The 16,141-nt window shown below is 54.7% G+C and carries 18 protein-coding genes; 14 read left to right on the top strand and 4 right to left on the bottom strand.

Translation table 11 applies throughout. From position 1 onward, the window contains the following. The first annotated feature begins 54 nt into the window (after positions 1 to 54). The 5 genes from lepB to recO are packed head-to-tail and all read left to right on the top strand — an operon-like array spanning position 55 to position 3,540. Positions 55 to 891: a signal peptidase I gene (lepB, locus tag ACEWZM_RS07865; protein ID WP_414005906.1), complete on the top strand. Its 837-nt coding sequence runs from the start codon at positions 55 to 57 to the stop codon at positions 889 to 891. Beyond that, positions 888 to 1,574: a ribonuclease III gene (gene rnc / locus ACEWZM_RS07860; protein WP_414005905.1), complete on the top strand. Its 687-nt coding sequence runs from the start codon at positions 888 to 890 to the stop codon at positions 1,572 to 1,574. The genes lepB and rnc overlap by 4 nt, the downstream gene beginning before the upstream one ends. Beyond that, entirely contained in the window at positions 1,571 to 2,476 is a 906-nt protein-coding gene (gene era / locus ACEWZM_RS07855; RefSeq protein ID WP_414005904.1) for a GTPase Era, read from the top strand. The genes rnc and era overlap by 4 nt, the downstream gene beginning before the upstream one ends. 6 nt (positions 2,477 to 2,482) lie before the next feature. After that, positions 2,483 to 2,812: a DUF1491 family protein gene (locus ACEWZM_RS07850; RefSeq protein WP_414005903.1), complete on the top strand. Its 330-nt coding sequence runs from the start codon at positions 2,483 to 2,485 to the stop codon at positions 2,810 to 2,812. Between the two features lie 2 nt (positions 2,813 to 2,814). After that, positions 2,815 to 3,540 carry a DNA repair protein RecO gene (gene recO, locus ACEWZM_RS07845; RefSeq protein ID WP_414005902.1) on the top strand — a complete coding sequence of 242 codons (726 nt, stop codon included), beginning with the start codon at positions 2,815 to 2,817 and terminating at the stop codon, positions 3,538 to 3,540. On the opposite strand, the gene ACEWZM_RS07840 is transcribed toward recO, so the two are convergent. Both ACEWZM_RS07840 and ACEWZM_RS07835 read right to left on the bottom strand, forming a co-directional pair. Beyond that, the gene (locus tag ACEWZM_RS07840; RefSeq protein ID WP_414005901.1) at positions 3,524 to 3,928 is read right to left on the bottom strand and encodes an META domain-containing protein; all 405 of its coding nucleotides are present in this window, start codon (positions 3,926 to 3,928) and stop codon (positions 3,524 to 3,526) included. The genes recO and ACEWZM_RS07840 overlap by 17 nt on opposite strands. A gap of 141 nt (positions 3,929 to 4,069) precedes the next feature. Next, complete coding sequence (locus ACEWZM_RS07835; RefSeq protein ID WP_414005900.1) at positions 4,070 to 5,755, bottom strand: acyl-CoA dehydrogenase family protein; 1,686 nt, start codon at positions 5,753 to 5,755, stop codon at positions 4,070 to 4,072. 144 nt (positions 5,756 to 5,899) lie between these two features. Here ACEWZM_RS07835 and ACEWZM_RS07830 point away from each other — a divergent pair, with 144 nt between their 5' ends. After that, positions 5,900 to 6,688 carry a sulfite exporter TauE/SafE family protein gene (locus ACEWZM_RS07830; RefSeq protein WP_414005899.1) on the top strand — a complete coding sequence of 263 codons (789 nt, stop codon included), beginning with the start codon at positions 5,900 to 5,902 and terminating at the stop codon, positions 6,686 to 6,688. A gap of 57 nt (positions 6,689 to 6,745) precedes the next feature. Then, the gene (locus tag ACEWZM_RS07825) at positions 6,746 to 7,645 is read left to right on the top strand and encodes a cation diffusion facilitator family transporter (RefSeq protein WP_414005898.1); all 900 of its coding nucleotides are present in this window, start codon (positions 6,746 to 6,748) and stop codon (positions 7,643 to 7,645) included. 104 nt (positions 7,646 to 7,749) lie between these two features. On the opposite strand, the gene ACEWZM_RS07820 is transcribed toward ACEWZM_RS07825, so the two are convergent. Next, complete coding sequence (locus tag ACEWZM_RS07820) at positions 7,750 to 9,348, bottom strand: phosphoenolpyruvate carboxykinase (RefSeq protein WP_414005897.1); 1,599 nt, start codon at positions 9,346 to 9,348, stop codon at positions 7,750 to 7,752. A 345-nt stretch (positions 9,349 to 9,693) separates the two neighbouring features. Here ACEWZM_RS07820 and ACEWZM_RS07815 point away from each other — a divergent pair, with 345 nt between their 5' ends. Genes ACEWZM_RS07815 through ACEWZM_RS07785 form a run of 7 tightly spaced genes read left to right on the top strand, consistent with a single transcriptional unit; the run spans position 9,694 to position 15,078 of the window. Next, on the top strand, positions 9,694 to 10,395 hold the full coding sequence (locus ACEWZM_RS07815; RefSeq protein WP_414005896.1) for a response regulator transcription factor: 702 nt from the start codon (positions 9,694 to 9,696) through the stop codon (positions 10,393 to 10,395). Between the two features lie 33 nt (positions 10,396 to 10,428). Next, positions 10,429 to 12,141: a sensor histidine kinase gene (locus tag ACEWZM_RS07810; RefSeq protein ID WP_414005895.1), complete on the top strand. Its 1,713-nt coding sequence runs from the start codon at positions 10,429 to 10,431 to the stop codon at positions 12,139 to 12,141. Positions 12,142 to 12,144: 3 nt separating this feature from the next. After that, positions 12,145 to 12,582, top strand: coding sequence for an HPr kinase/phosphorylase (locus tag ACEWZM_RS07805; RefSeq protein WP_414005894.1), 438 nt, complete (start codon positions 12,145 to 12,147; stop codon positions 12,580 to 12,582). Continuing rightward, positions 12,575 to 13,465 (top strand): RNase adapter RapZ, encoded by an 891-nt coding sequence (rapZ, locus tag ACEWZM_RS07800; RefSeq protein ID WP_414005893.1) that lies wholly within the window; start codon positions 12,575 to 12,577, stop codon positions 13,463 to 13,465. The genes ACEWZM_RS07805 and rapZ overlap by 8 nt, the downstream gene beginning before the upstream one ends. Before the next feature lie 9 nt (positions 13,466 to 13,474). Beyond that, a complete protein-coding gene (locus tag ACEWZM_RS07795) occupies positions 13,475 to 13,882 on the top strand; it encodes a PTS sugar transporter subunit IIA (RefSeq protein WP_414005892.1) in 408 nt (135 codons plus the stop codon). Continuing rightward, on the top strand, positions 13,883 to 14,152 hold the full coding sequence (locus tag ACEWZM_RS07790; protein WP_414005891.1) for an HPr family phosphocarrier protein: 270 nt from the start codon (positions 13,883 to 13,885) through the stop codon (positions 14,150 to 14,152). A gap of 35 nt (positions 14,153 to 14,187) precedes the next feature. Continuing rightward, on the top strand, positions 14,188 to 15,078 hold the full coding sequence (locus ACEWZM_RS07785) for a lysophospholipid acyltransferase family protein (protein WP_414005890.1): 891 nt from the start codon (positions 14,188 to 14,190) through the stop codon (positions 15,076 to 15,078). Positions 15,079 to 15,141: 63 nt separating this feature from the next. Here the strand turns inward: ACEWZM_RS07785 and ACEWZM_RS07780 are convergent, their stop codons facing one another. After that, positions 15,142 to 16,017: a 3-hydroxybutyryl-CoA dehydrogenase gene (locus ACEWZM_RS07780; RefSeq protein WP_414005889.1), complete on the bottom strand. Its 876-nt coding sequence runs from the start codon at positions 16,015 to 16,017 to the stop codon at positions 15,142 to 15,144. Positions 16,018 to 16,141 lie beyond the last annotated feature (124 nt).

The following is a 16,141-nucleotide window of genomic DNA, read 5'->3' as shown; positions in this document are numbered from 1 at the left end:
ATCGGCCCCGCATGTAGCGCCGGACCCTTGTTCACAGTTAGACCGGAGAGCCTGATGACGGCCAAATCAACAGTCGGAAGTTCGATCCTTGAGACGGTCAAGACGATTGTCTACGCCCTGCTGATAGCCGGTGTGTTCCGTACCCTGTTCTTCCAGCCGTTTTGGATCCCATCGGGTTCTATGAAGGAAACGTTGCTGATTGGCGATTTTCTGTTCGTGAACAAAATGGCTTATGGATATTCGTCAGCCTCCTGTCCCAGTCTTAAATTTCCAAGCATTGGCATCGATATCGACAGTAGCGACATCTGTGGCTTTCTGGATGGCGATAACTCTCGTATCTGGTCGGACGAGCCTGATCGCGGCGATGTTGTGGTGTTTCGTCACCCGGTAAACAACAACGATTTCATTAAGCGATTAGTCGGTCTCCCAGGTGATAAAATTCAGGTCAAAGACGGTGTTCTTCATATCAACGGGACTGCTGTTGTTCGGCAGGATGCGGGTGAATTTGAGGAGCTGATGGCGCCGCAGGGACCTGCCGGATCGTATCCGCTGTGTGAAAACGCGCCGGTGGGTGAGGGGGCAACTTGTACGAAATCCCGCCAACTCGAAACCCTACCGGGCGGCAGCGAGCATATCGTGCTCAACATCGGCAATCAGGGTATGGATCACACCGGTATCTATCAGGTGCCCGATGGTCACTATTTCTTCATGGGTGATAACCGCGATAATTCCTCGGACAGCCGCCTTCCGCAATCCGCTGGTGGTGTTGGCTATGTCCCTTTTGAAAACCTGATTGGTCGCGCAGATCGGATCATGTTCTCCTCTGCTGGCCGTTCTATGCTGTTCTTCTGGACTTGGCGTGGGGATCGCTTCTTCAAGGGGATCGAGTGAAACTATCTAAAGATATGCGCGCGTTTGAGACGCGGATCGGCTATAACTTCTCCGAGCCTGCGCTCTTGGTGCGGGCTCTGACGCATGCCTCTGTTTCATCGCCGAACCGGCAGGATAATCAGCGGCTTGAGTTTTTGGGAGATCGGGTTCTCGGCCTCGTAATGGCTACGGCGTTGTTGGATACGGACAAAACTGCGACCGAAGGCCAGTTGGCGCCAAGGTTTAACGCGCTAGTGCGCAAGGAAACATGTGCGGATGTAGCTCGAGAAATCGATATTGGGGCGGTTCTAAAACTTGGTCGCTCTGAGACCATGTCTGGTGGGCGGCGCAAGCTGGCATTACTGGGGGATGCTATGGAGGCGGTGATTGCAGCCGTCTACAAAGACGGTGGTTTTGATGCGGCACAGCAGCTGATTCTGCGGCTTTGGGATAACCGGATCGGTCGGGTGGAGGCGGATGCCCGTGATCCGAAGACGACATTGCAGGAATTTGCCCAAGCGCGAGGCGAGCAGCCACCGGCGTATGTGCTGGTTGAGCGTAAGGGCCCGGATCATCAGCCGGAATTCACCATTTCCGTGCAGTTGCAGGACGGCACCGAGGGCCGCGCTGCCGCCGGATCTAAACGCCAGGCCGAACAGGCCGCCGCCAAGGTTCTCTTGGCACGATTGGAGCAAGAAAAATGACCACACGCGCCGGCTTTGTTGCCCTGATCGGTGAACCTAACGCGGGTAAATCAACCCTGCTCAACCGCATGGTTGGTGCGAAGGTTTCCATTGTGACTCACAAGGTGCAGACCACACGTGCCCGCATCCGGGGTGTTGCGATGGAGGGCGAGAGCCAAATCGTCTTTGTTGACACGCCAGGCCTATTCCAACCACGTCGCCGCCTTGATCGGGCAATGGTTGCTGCCGCTTGGGGCGGTGCTGCAGATGCGGATGTGGTTGTGCTGATGATCGAAGCCCACCGTGGCATCACCGAAGGTGTGGAACGCATTCTCGAAGGTTTGGACAATATCGGTGAGGGTCGCAAGATCGCTCTTGCGATTAATAAAATCGACCGCGTCCAATCCGAGGTGCTTCTGGGCCTAACAAAAGAACTGAACGATCGCTATGCTTTTGCCGAGACGTTCATGATCTCTGCTGAGAAAGGCCACGGAGTTGAGCATCTGCGTGGTTGGCTGTCGGAAAAGCTGCCCGAAGGGCCTTGGCTGTATCCTGAGGACCAGATTGCTGATTTGCCGATGCGCATGATTGCGGCAGAAATGACCCGAGAAAAACTGACCCTGCGCCTGCATCAGGAGTTGCCGTACCAGCTGACGGTGGAAACCGAAAATTGGGAAGAGCGCAAGGATGGGTCGGCCAAGATCGACCAGCTGATCTATGTTATGCGTGACGGTCACAAGGGGATAGTATTGGGCAAACGTGGTGAGACCATCAAGGCGGTTAGCCAGGCGGCAAGAGCTGAGCTTGAGGAATTTCTGGATCGCAAGGTCCATCTCTTCTTGCAGGTCAAAGTGCGACCCAATTGGCTGGAAGAATCTGAGCGCTATTCCGAGATGGGCCTCGATTTCAAGGACGGAAACTAGTCGTCCATGGCGCGGCTCACCGCGAATTTCTGGGTCCAGGCCTATCTTACTCGATTGCGGCTGGCGGATATTCCCGCCTTTGTCACCTCCCATGGAGATGACACAGCCGGGGCCGTGTTGATCAAGTTGAACACACTGGATCGCCGGGCTGAAGCTTTGCATCGTTCCTATGATTTGATGAGCGGTGCACGCAGTTGGGTGACGCTGGCCAAGGGTGATGAAAACGATGTGGATGTGGCCATTGCCAAGCAACGTAGTTTTGACCCGGATCTCTGGGTGATTGAGGTCGAAGATCGAGATGGGCGACATCTGCTGGATGAACCAGGGTTAGATTGATCATGGAATGGCGCGACGAGGGCATATTGCTGACGCTGCGCCGCCATGGCGAGGGGTCGGCAATCGTCGACGTCTTTACCGCAGAACACGGGCGACACGCCGGAATTGTTCGTGGTGGTGCAGGCCGTAAAATGGCACCTATTTTGCAACCGGGTGCCCAGCTTGACCTGATTTGGCGTGCTCGGCTTGAAGACCATCTGGGGAGCTATCAAGCCGAACTGATGCGCAGTCGTGCCGCTGCTGCATTGTCTGGGCGTTTGCCGCTTGCGGGACTGAACGCAGTAACAGCGCTGCTCGCATTCTGCCTGCCAGAGCGGGAATCCCACCCCGAATTGTATCTACGCAGTACACAGCTTCTGGATTTACTAGATCGCGATGATGTCTGGCCACTGGCTTATCTGCGCTGGGAGGTCGCTCTGTTGGAGGAGATGGGCTTCGGTCTTGATTTTAGCCAATGCGTGGTGACTGGCAGCCGCATAGACCTGACTTATGTCTCGCCAAAAAGTGGCCGCGCGGTTTCCCGTCAGGGAGCAGGAGAATGGGCGGATCGTATGTTGCCCTTGCCGCCTGTCCTGATGGGGCGTGGCGGTGCAGATACAAGTGAGATTGTAACGGCGCTGTCCACAACAGGTTTCTTTCTACAAAACCATCTTGCTCCCTCGCTCGGGAACCGGTCGCTGCCGGATGCTCGCGGACGTCTCATCGATGTGCTTACTCGGCTGCGCTGAACACCATTTCGCGACCAGCCTCATTTGACAGGATCATCACATCTCCCTTGATTTCAACGATCTCCATAACTTTTAGAGTGGTCAGGATCTCGGTCTCTTCCCGCAAAGCGGGGCAAACCATTCGGGTTGTTGCTAGGGCCTCAACTTCAAACCAGGGATAGGGGGTGGTTAGTCGCCCTGTGACACGGTTGCACGGCAGTTCGCCGGTGAGAACGCCAGGACGGGGAAACGTCAGTGTGGTCGCCGCAGACACAGCGGCGTTGTCAATCTCGCGTAGGTGCCACGTAGAGTCGCCGCCACCATGGGCCCGCAGCGTTTCATCGCCAAAACAGGCTGTCAGAAAACTGGTGCAAATAGCAATTGCGAGAGGTGGAGATATCTGTTTCATCTCGGTACGTTAGTCGATAGCCATCCGGGGTCAAGCCTTCCGGGTTGAAAGAAAATGGTCCAGCACTGCTCGGCCAGACCATTGGAAATTTGCTAACGGAACCTCACATTGGAGTGTGGAAGTGACACGCTGTCCCTCTGATCAGGCCAATAGCCTGCGAGCAATGACCTGGGCCTGGATCTCGGCGGCACCTTCAAAGATGTTGAGTATCCTCGCGTCGCACAAAACGCGGCTGATCTTATATTCAAGTGCAAACCCGTTACCGCCGTGGATTTGCAGCCCGTTGTCTGCTGCGGCCCAGGCCACACGTGCGCCCAAAAGTTTGGCCATACCAGCCTCCAAATCGCAGCGATGGCCGTTATCTTTTTCCCAGGCCGAGAAGTAGGTGAGTTGGCGGGCAATCATGATCTCGACCGCCATCATCGCCAGTTTGGAGGCAACACGCGGGAATGCTATCAGAGGCTTTCCAAATTGCTTGCGGTCCTGTGCGTATTGCATCGCGATATCCAAGGCAGATTGGGCGACACCAATGGCTCGGGCAGCGGTCTGGATACGGGCAGATTCAAAGGTCTCCATCAATTGTTTGAAGCCTTTGCCTTCATCACCACCCAGAAGATTTTCACGCTTCACGTGAAACCCATCAAAGGCCAACTCGTATTCCTTCATGCCCCGGTAGCCAAGAACTTCAATCTCGCCACCTGTCATACCTTCAGTTGGGAACGGATCTTTCTCACTCCCCGGCGTCTTTTCCGCCAAGAACATCGACAGGCCGCGATGGTCTGTGCTGTCAGGATCGGTGCGTGCAAGTAGTGTCATCACATGGGTACGGGCAGCATGGGTGATCCATGTCTTATTGCCCGTGACCTTGTAGTCGCCGTTGCCATCTTTGACTGCACGGGTGCGCAAAGACCCTAGGTCAGATCCGGTATTTGGTTCTGTAAAGACGGCCGTGGGTAGGATTTCCGCGCTGGCGATTTTAGGCAGCCAGTCGGCTTTTTGCTGGTCGGTCCCGCCGGCAATGATCAACTCTGCCGCAATCTCCGAACGGGTTCCCAGGCTGCCGACACCGATGTAACCGCGCGACAGTTCCTCGGAGACTACGCACATAGACGCTTTGGATAGGCCAAAGCCGCCAAACTCCTCCGGGATGGTAAGGCCAAATACGCCCATCTCCGCCAACTCCTCGATGATCTCAATCGGGATCAGCTCATCCTTCAGATGCCAGTCATGGGCGTGCGGTTCGACCTTCTCAACCGTATAGCGGCGAAATTGATCACGGATCATTTCCAGCTCTTCATCCAAACCGGAGTTGCCAAACATCACAGATCCAGCTTGCTCCTGCATCAACTCAACCAGGCGCATCCGGGCTGCTTGGCTGTTGCCGCTGTCACAAAGGGTCATAACTTCTGGCACCATCAGCAGTCGTTGACTGTCCTGCGACAGCCCCAAGTCCTGAAGACGCAGGATTTCGCCCTGGTTCATCGGAATGCCGCCATAGGTCTGCCAGAGGTATTCCCCAAAGCCGATCTGCAACAACAGCTGCTCCATCTCGCCTAGCTTACCCTCTGCTTGCAGCCGTTCGGCCCAACCATGCATCTGACGCAGGCTGTAGGCGTAGGTTGCGAGCCAAGCGAGGCCATGCGCGGCTGTCTGATGCTGTTCGACCAGCTTGCCAGACACCCGGCCGTCTTCGCTGACCAGATCACGCACAGTCTTGCGCGCGGTATCGAGTAGTTGATCCACCGGTTCCAACGCAGCGGCAGCCAATGTCAGTACATCAGGAATGAGCGTCGTTTGCATTTGCGGGTCCTGTCCATCGTGGGCCATGAATCAATTCCTTTTAGGTTGGCCAGTGGTAAATCATTTTGCAGTTGCAGCGCAACATAAATACAATAACATAGTGGCGTTGGATCAATAATTGCGCGAATATTTCGCAAGTGCAGCGAAGTCTGAATGTGATAGGAGCAAGGAATGATTGATTTCTCATTCCTGTTTGCCACGTTGCCTCAAGGGCTTGATGGTACAATGCTGCTAGCGGCTTTGGTCATCGCTGTATTAGCTGGAACGGTGAAAGGGATGGTTGGATTTGCAATGCCAATGATCCTGGTCTCCGGTCTCAGCATGTTTCTGACTCCGGAGACCGCACTGGCGGGCCTGATTTTACCCACTGTGGTCACCAATGGCATGCAGGCCATGCGGCAGGGGACAAAGGCGGCACTGCAATCAATCAAACGGTTCCGGGTTTTTCTTCTTGTCGGTTTGGTTTTTCTTTTGGCCAGCGCGCAATTGGTCAGAGTGTTGCCGCAGGGGGTCATGCTGGTCGTTATTGGAGCGCTGGTCACGATATTTGCACTGATGCAATTGATCGGGCAGGGCATTCGGATCAATCGCGCTACGCCGCGAACTGAGGCCGCCGTGGCGGCAGTTGCAGGCTTCATTGGCGGGCTTTCGGGCATCTGGGGACCGCCAACCGTGGCGTATTTGACTGCGCTCGGCACCGCAAAGCGTGAACAAATGCGAGTGCAGGGCGTTATCTACGGGCTCGGCGCCGTCGCATTACTCGTGGCACATATGGGGTCTGGGGTGATGCGGGCCGAGACTGCACCGTTCTCAATGCTACTTATTCCTCCGGCCATTGTGGGCATGTGGATCGGAGGACGGTTGCAGGACCGGATCAATCAAGCCACCTTTCGACAAGCCACTCTTGCTGTTTTACTGGTAGCCGGAGCAAATCTATTGCGGCGCGGCCTTATGTATTAGGCTCTGGGAAACTCTTTAGAGCCTATACAACCTGCCAAATCACGCAAAGGACAGTCGATGACAAAGCGATTGGATGCAGAACAGCTTGCAACTGCATCTATAGCCGTTGCCGTGCTGGTGCTGGCAGGCAAGGCATTGGCCTGGTGGTTGACCGGATCGATTGCTCTGTTTTCTGATGCAATGGAATCCTTGGTCAATATCGGCGGCGCGGTCATGGCGTGGTTTGCAGTTCGCTATGCCAATCGCCCCCCTGACGCTGGCCATCCCTTTGGTCATCACAAGGCCGAGTATTTTTCGGCGGTGGTCGAAGGTATAATGATCATAGTTGCCGCGCTGTTGATTTTGCATCAGGCCGTCAAAGCCCTGCAGGCACCCGAACCGCTGGTATGGAATAGCGCAGGGCTTTGGCTCAATGCCGGAGCAATGGTGGCGAACTTACTCTGGGCGCGGGTGCTGCTCTCGCGGGGCGCGGTGCTTGGGTCGCCAGCGCTCGCGGCAGGTGGGCGCCACCTGATGAGTGATGTCTGGACCTCAGCCGGTGTCTTGATCGGCCTGGTTTTGGCAATGGCGACGGGCTGGCCGTTGTTAGATCCCGTTCTGGCCCTTTTGGTAGCAGTCAATATTCTGCGTGAGGGCTACCTCGTGGTTGCGTCCTCGGTTGGTGGCTTGATGGATCAGGCTGCACCGCAGCACGAACGTAGTCAAATTGCCGATATTATTCACCACACTGCGCATGGCGCCCTGCAGGTACACGGGCTGAAGACCCGACGCGCCGGGCAGGCGGTCTTTGTCGAGTTTCATATGGTTGTTGCAGGTGAGATGACGGTTCGCGCCTCTCATGCGATTTGTGATCGTATCGAAGAGGCGATCCGCGCGTCTTTGCCGACCGCTCAAGTAACGATCCACGTGGAACCAGAACACAAGCTGGAGGACAGCGGTATCAAGCCGGGAGGATAGTCGAGCAATGTCCGACCAAGAGGCTTCTATGCTACCAGCAGTAAATGAAGAAGTCCCGGACGGTCGGCCGGGGCTTCTTTTGCTTGTCTTTCCATCTGAAGAGCTTAGCTGATCGCAGCCGCTTTCACGTCTTCGTCGATGTAGGGCAGGTATTGCTCAAAGTTGTCAGAGAACATCTGCACCAGTTTGGCCGCCTGAGTGTCATAGGCGGCCTGATCATCCCAGGTGCGACGTGGATCCAGCAGGACCTCGGCTACGCCGGGGACCGTTACAGGTACGTCAAACCCAAAGTTAGCGTCCTTACGGTATTCGGCCTCAGCTAGCGACCCGTCCAGCGCCGCAGTCAACAGTGCGCGTGTGGCACGAATAGGCATGCGTGAGCCGATGCCATAGGCGCCGCCGGTCCAGCCGGTATTCACCAGCCAGCAGGTCGCACCATGTTGTGCAATCTTCTCGCGCAACAGATTGCCATATACCTCAGGGCGGCGTGGCATGAAGGGGGCGCCAAAACAGGTGGAGAATGTAGGTTCCGGTTCGGTAACGCCGCGCTCGGTTCCGGCCACCTTGGAGGTAAACCCAGACAGGAAGTGATACATCGCCTGCGCCGGTGTAAGTCGCGCGATAGGAGGCAGGACGCCGAAAGCATCGCAGGTCAGCATGATGATATTTTTGGGGTGGCCACCGCGGGCGCTCTTCGAGGCATTAGAGATATAGTGCAGTGGGTAGGCGCAGCGCATGTTGGCAGTCAGGCTGTCGTCGTCGAAATCCAGCTCTTTGGTTTCCTCGTCGAACACCATGTTTTCAATCACGGTGCCGAATTTGGATGTTGTGGCATAGATCTCGGGCTCTGCCTCGGCGTTCAGATTGATTGTCTTGGCATAGCAGCCACCTTCGAAATTGAAGGTACCATTGTCGGCCCAGCCATGTTCGTCGTCGCCGATCAGTACACGGTCAGAGTCAGCTGACAGCGTGGTTTTGCCGGTGCCACTGAGACCGAAGAACACGGCCGCGTCGACGGGGTTGCCCTTGGCGTGGTTTGCGGAACAGTGCATCGGCATGATGCCTTTTTCCGGCAATAGGTAGTTCAGCAACGAGAAAACAGATTTCTTGTTCTCGCCCGCATATTCAGTGCCGCCGATCAAAATAATCTTGCGATCAAAGTTCATCGCGATGACCGTTTCACTGCGGCAGTTGTGACGTTCCGGGGTGGCTTGGAAACTGGGGCAGTTGATCACGGTGAAATCGGCGATGAAGTCATCGAGATCTTCGCGATCAGGACGGCGCAACATAGTGCGGATGAACAGACCATGCCAAGCCAGTTCGGTGACCATGCGGACATTGATCGCATGGGCCGGGTCTGACCCGCCTACTAAGTCCTGCACATAGTAGTCTTTGTCCTGCATATGGACCAGCATATCCTCGTACAGCGCGTCAAACCCCTCAGGGCTCATTTCGGCGTTGTTTTCCCACCAGATGGTGTCGGCAACGCCGTCTGTCTTCACAACGTGCTTGTCCTTGGGGGAGCGTCCGGTGAATTTCCCGGTCGTCACCAGAAAGGCTCCGCCTTTGCCAAGAGTACCTTCGTCGCGCTTTAGAGCTGCCTCAATCAGGGCCGGCTCCATGAGGTTGTAATAGACGTTCCCCAGTCCTTCGATACCTTGATCTTCGAGGCGGAATTGCGGGTTAACCCGTCCAGATGCCATGTGTTCTTTCTCCTGTGTCGACCATCAAAAGTCGCAAACATAAAAGCCGCGCCCTGGGGCAGAAATCGGCACAACTGGCCGATGTGGCTGGTCTTAACATGACGCTTTACAGGGTGAACAGAAGGGTTTGATGCAGTTAGCGCCATCAAGGCAATGTTTAGCGCAACCATTTATTCTACAGACAATTTGGAGAGGTATGTGCTCACATCTTTAGCGGCTGCTAAGATATTTTTGTCTCAATTGAGGCAAAACTGTGTTGTGATTCTTCAATTAGCATTGATTCGCTTCGGTAGAACGGCGATGAACGTCTAAAAACGTAAAAAGAGCAGTTTAGGGGCCAACCAGATGTCTAAGATCGCTTTAGTCGATGATGACCGGAATATCCTGACTTCGGTATCGATGACCTTGGAAGCCGAAGGTTTCGAGGTTGAGACGTATAATGACGGGCAGGCTGCGTTGGATGCGTTCAACAAAACACTGCCGGATATGGCTGTGCTCGATATTAAGATGCCGCGCATGGATGGAATGGACCTGTTGCAGCGACTGCGACAGAAAACCCAGATGCCGGTGATTTTTCTCACGTCAAAAGATGATGAGATTGACGAGGTTTTGGGCTTGCGCATGGGGGCCGATGACTACGTTAAGAAACCGTTTTCACAGCGTCTTCTGGTCGAACGGATCCGTGCCTTGCTTCGTCGGCAAGAAGCCATCAATGGCGATGAGGTGGCGACGACCACTGAGAACAAGGTGATGGAACGCGGCAACCTGCGAATGGATCCCTTGCGTCACTCGGTCAGTTGGAAAGGGCAGGACGTGTCGCTGACAGTGACCGAATTCTTGCTTCTGCAAGCACTGGCGCAGCGCCCTGGATTTGTAAAAAGCCGGGATCAGCTCATGGATGTTGCTTACGATGACCAAGTCTATGTGGATGATCGAACCATCGACAGTCACATCAAGCGTTTGCGCAAAAAAATGCGCAGCGCAGACACTGAGTTCTCGGCGATTGAGACGCTTTATGGTATCGGATACCGTTACAATGAAGAGTAAACCTCGTACGGGGTCAGGCGGAGTAGAACGCGGATGCGCGATTCTGGCATAACCCGTTCACAACGCGATAGCGATGTTGTGCTCGGCGACGACTGGGTCGCGCCGGATCAAAACGTCACGCGTGAACTGCAAGATAAACGCGCCCGTCGGGGTGTGCTGTCGTTGCGCGGCTCGCCGCTGACACGTAAGATCGTCACCTTGAATCTGATCGCGCTAATTATACTTGTTTCGGGTATTCTCTACCTTAACTCTTCGCGTCAGAGTTTGGTGCTTCAGCGAGCAGGCGCACTGGCCGCTGAAGCAATGCTGATCTCCGACGTGTTTGAGGCACAGTTGCCCGAAGTTGGCACTGTAAGCCTTGCTGTCGGGGATGGCATAGACCCGGTAACGACGCTTCAGAACATCAGTCTACGCGCAGGTGCCGAGGTTTTCGTCTTTGACACAGCAGGGACGCTGATTGCCCAAACCAAAGGGGTCGAGCAAGGCGGTGCGCTGGATCTGTTGAATGACGATAGCCCGTCCGCCACTATAATAAGCGATGGCCTCGCAGCGATATGGACTGCTGTCGGTGGACTGTTGAAAACAGACACCACGGAAGTACAGGCGTCGCCGCTTGAAGACCAGTTGCGCAATATGGTTCAGCAAGCGTTGATTGGCGCCACCGAAGTGAAGGCGGTTGTTGATACCAGTGGTGGTACAGTGTTTTCCGCAGCCACTCCGATCATGTTCCAAGGTGATGCCATTGGCGTTGTTACCCTCGCTTCGCCGACGGGCGAGATCGATGCGCTAGTGCGTAGCGAACAAGAACGGGTCTTGCAGATGTTCGTGGTTGCTTTGCTTGTTTCCATTGGATTGAGCCTTGTACTTGCTTCCACGATTGCCAATCCGCTTGCTGATCTTGCCCAAGCTGCGGAGTTGGGTCGGGATGGTGACAACCGTAAATCCAAACCGGGCCGTATACGTATTCCAGATCTGACTGCCCGCCCGGATGAGATCGGGCGCCTTAGTCGGGCTCTGCGTGGGATGGTCAAGGCGCTCTACAACCGGATCGATAGCAACGAACAATTTGCCGCTGATGTGGCGCATGAAATCAAAAACCCTCTGGCGAGTCTGCAATCCGCTGTAGGCACGTTGCGAATGATCAAGCGGGAAGACCAGCGCGAAAAACTGCTGAATGTTATTGAACATGACGTGCGGCGGTTGGATCGGTTGGTCAGTGATATTTCCAACGCGTCACGCTTGGACGCCGAGCTGGTTAAAGAAGACGAAGAGCGTTTTGATCTGCTGAATATGCTCGGTAATCTCAATCAATTCCTAGGCGAGGATGCACGCGGAAAAGGTATCGACTACATTACTGATCTTCCGAAAACCCCGATCACTATCCAAGGGCTGGAAGCGCGGCTTGCTCAGGTGTTTGTCAATCTGATTACCAATGCGATATCTTTTTGCGAAGATGGCGATGCAATCCGTGTTTGGGCGCGTCGTCGCGATAACCGCGTTTTGGTTGTGGTTGAAGATACCGGCCCCGGCATTCCCGATCAGGCTCTGAGCAAGGTGTTCAAACGATTTTATTCACAGCGACCAGTAGAGCATTTCGGCAATAATTCCGGACTTGGCCTAGCGATCTCAAAACAGATTGTTGAGGCTCACGGTGGTGTAGTCTGGGCCGAGAATATCCGCCCGACCGAGGCGGACATCACGTCGGAACCTTTGGGTGCTCGCTTCGTCGTTGGCTTGCCGGTCTGACGCATGACTGCGCAACAAACCTGTCGACTGCACGCCAGCTGTGTTGATGTCGAAGGTTCTGGGGTTTTGATAACTGGTGGATCAGGAAGCGGAAAATCTACGCTGGCGCTTCAACTGATAGCGTTGGGGGCCAGACTTGTCGCCGACGATCAGGTAAAGATCGCAGCCAGCAATGAAGGGCTGGTGGCTTCTGTGCCGGAGGCTCTGCACGGCATGATTGAGGCGCGTGGTATTGGCCTGTTACGTGTCCCTCCTATAGAACAGACACGGCTCACTGTTGTGGTCGATCTTGAACAACTTGAAACGGATCGCTTGCCGCCCCAGCTAATGATGATGATCCTGAACCAGCCTATCCGTCAATTGCGCCGCGTCGACGGTCCGCAGTTTGCACCAGCATTACTGCAGCTTCTCAAACATGGAGCTTTGAACCCCGATGCGTGATCCTGCTGCTGTCATTGATCCAACGGCCGTGCCAATTGTGCTGGTGACTGGTCCATCTGGGGCTGGGCGCACCACCGCGATCAACGTGCTTGAGGATCTCAGATTTGAGGCGATTGATAATCTACCGCTTCGGCTTTTGCCGGGCTTGGTTGAGACCAATAGCTTGACCCGTCCTATGGCGCTCGGCCTTGATAGCCGCAATCGTGATTTTTCTCCCGCTGCGTTACTAGATGTTATCGACATGCTGGCCAGTCGTCGGGATTTGGCTTTAACAGTGCTGTATCTTGATGCCGACCGCGATGTTCTACTTCGACGCTATTCAGAAACACGCAGGCGTCACCCGCTTTCTCCAGCCGAGGATCCAGAAGTAGGGGTCTTGCGTGAGATCGATCTAATGCTGCCGATCCGGGAGCGTGCTGATTTTCTGTTGGATACCTCAGAGATGAATATCCATCAGCTCAAAGCGGATATTGAACGACGCTTTGCACCCGATGGGCGGTCGTTGGCCGTATCATTGCAGAGCTTTTCCTACAAACGTGGGGTGCCCCGTAGCATTGATATGGTGTTTGACTGCCGATTTTTGCGCAATCCCTATTGGGAACAAAGCCTTCGTAGTCTAGATGGGCGAGATGTTGGGGTTCAATCCTACGTTCAACAGGACGGCAGATATCAACCGTTCTTTGACAGGGTGCTCGATCTAATCCGCTTGCTGTTGCCAGCCTACAGAGAAGAGGGTAAATCGCATCTCTCTATTGCATTCGGATGCACCGGAGGTCAGCACCGCTCGGTCACAATGGCAGAAACCCTAGCTAAGGACCTTGCACAAGACGGGCAGCAAGTGTCAATTAGGCACCGCGAGCTGCATGGCCAGCGACAGAAGTGAGGAACCGGCTTGATCGGAATCGTGATCGTTGCACATGGGGGGCTGGCCAGAGAGTATCTGGCCGCCGTTGAACATGTCGTGGGCCCTCAAGTCTGCCTCGAGGCCATTAGTATTGGACCGGAAGATGATCGGGACGACAAGCAACGAGAGATTTGCCGTGCTGCCGACACTGTGGACAGCGGGGGTGGTGTCGTCGTCGTGACAGATCTCTTTGGTGGTTCTCCTTCCAACCTTAGTCTTCTGGCCTGTACTCCGGCAAATCGCCGGATCCTATATGGGGCAAACCTGCCGATGCTGATCAAACTGGCGAAATCCCGCCATTTACCTGTGGCGGATGCCGTTCGGCATGCCATGGAGGCCGGCCGGAAGTACATTAATGCCCAAAATATTAACCCCGAAGGGGAGCAAGCGCACTAAATGGTTCAGAAAACGCTGAAAATCGTCAACGAAAAGGGGCTGCATGCGCGCGCATCAGCCAAGTTGGTCGAGGTTGTCGAGGGTTTCGATGCCACTGCAGAAGTGTCGCGGGATGGGCTGTCAGCCTCGGGTGACAGCATCATGGGGCTTTTGATGTTGGCAGCCTCAAAAGGAACGACTATTGACATCGATACTTCAGGCCCGGATGCCGAGGCGCTAGCCTCGGCGCTGGATATACTGGTTGCCGACAAGTTTGGCGAAGGTTACTGAGGCATCTTTCGAACTTACGGAACGGGACAAGGCATTTGGCGGACACTGCGCATGATCGGGACGCTGGCGTGACGCCAGGGACTGAAGAGAATGGCGAGACCTACGATCGTCGGACGCTCACCTATGCCAACTCCTTTGACGACCGCTGGACATCCTTCGCAATCCGGGCGATCGAGTGGTGCACAGGTAAGCTGACAATTCTGCGTATGGTGCGTCGCTTCGAACGCAGTAATGCGGAACATCGAGGTCAAAAATTCTGGCGCGGTGCTCTAAATGTTATGGGGATCGAGCTGGAAACGCCGATGGAGCAGATCCAGCGTATCCCGGGAGAGGGCCCGGTTGTCGTGGTTGCAAATCATCCTCACGGCATGGTCGATGGCATGATTTTCGCCGACCTTATCGGCCGGGTTCGTCATGACTATCGGATTTTGACCCGCTCTGTTTTGACCGGGTTAGATGAGGCTGCGACCTCTTTTATGATTCCCGTCCCATTCCCTCATGACCCAGAAGCGCAAAGAAAAATGGTCGAGATGCGCGCCAATACGATGGCCCATCTGAAAGAGGGCGGCGTCGTTGCGCTTTTCCCCTCTGGGGTCGTCATGTCTTCAGAGACATGGTTTGGTCCTTCAATCGAGCAGGAATGGAATGTTTTCACCGCTCAGCTGATCCGCCGCTCAGGCGCGAGAGTGGTTCCAATGTTTTTCCCGGGTAGCAATTCACGCTGGTATCAGATTGCTAATCGGGTGTCGCCGATCCTGCGTCAGGGCTTGTTGCTTCACGAGATTGTTCGCTCCTGCAACAAGCCGCAGAGCCCTGTAGTCGGTGAGCCTCTGACTGACGAGCAGATGGAGAAACTGCAAAGTGATCCGCGCGGCTTTATGGCTTGGCTGCGCGAGCATACGTTGTCACTGGGCGAAACCAGTTAATTCGCTTCCCTCTAAATCTAAAGAAGAAACGACGCTTACAAGCGCCGTTTCTTCTATGGGCTGCTATCGTGTTGGAACAGGTGTTTCTCCGCGGTAGTCATAAAACCCACGCTGGGTTTTGCGGCCAAGCCAGCCAGCCTCAACGTATTTGGTCAGCAGCGGACAGGGGCGGTACTTGGTGTCAGCCAGACCATCATGCAAAACGTTCATGATGGCGAGACAGGTATCCAATCCGATGAAGTCAGCCAATTCCAACGGCCCCATTGGGTGATTGGCACCTAGCTTCATGGATTCATCAATGGATTTCACCGAGCCAACACCTTCATAGAGGGTATAAACGGCTTCGTTAATCATCGGCATCAGAATGCGATTAACGATGAATGCGGGAAAGTCTTCTGCACTTGCAGCGGTTTTACCTAATTTCTCAACTACGGCATGACAAGCTGTGAAGGTTGGTTCGTCGGTCGCAATCCCTCGGATCAATTCCACGAGTTGCATCACCGGGACCGGGTTCATAAAATGAAACCCCATGAACCGCTCTGGTCGGTCCGTCCTGCTGGCTAGGCGGGTGATGGAGATCGACGAGGTGTTCGAGGTTAGAATCGTGTGTGGAAGCAGATGCGGGAGCAGATCTTCGAAGATAGCCTGCTTAACAGTTTCACGTTCTGTTGCGGCTTCTATGACCAGATCTGTCTTGCCAATATCTGCAAGTTTCAACGTCGTCGAGATACGCCCTAGCGTTGCGTCCACATCCGCTTGTTCAATCTTGCCCTTGCTGGCTTGGCGCGAAAGATTTTTTTGAACAGCGTTGACTGCCGCATCGAGTGCTTGCTGACTTATATCATTTAAGACAACGTCATAACCCGCAAGTGCCATGACATGTGCGATGCCGTTGCCCATCTGGCCTGCACCAATCACGCCTATTTTCTGGATGTCCATCACTCATGCCTCTCAGGAGTTTTCTGCCAGATCATACTGGTGGCCTTGTGGAGGGCACAAGGCCGATTGACGTGGTTTTTAGGCAAAGTTTAGCGTTAGCAATTCGTCAACGGATCTGAGGTTA

Source organism: Phaeobacter cretensis (assembly GCF_047372505.1).
Taxonomy (GTDB): Bacteria; Pseudomonadota; Alphaproteobacteria; order Rhodobacterales; family Rhodobacteraceae; genus Phaeobacter; species Phaeobacter cretensis.
This window is presented reverse-complemented; position numbering and strand designations above follow the sequence as displayed.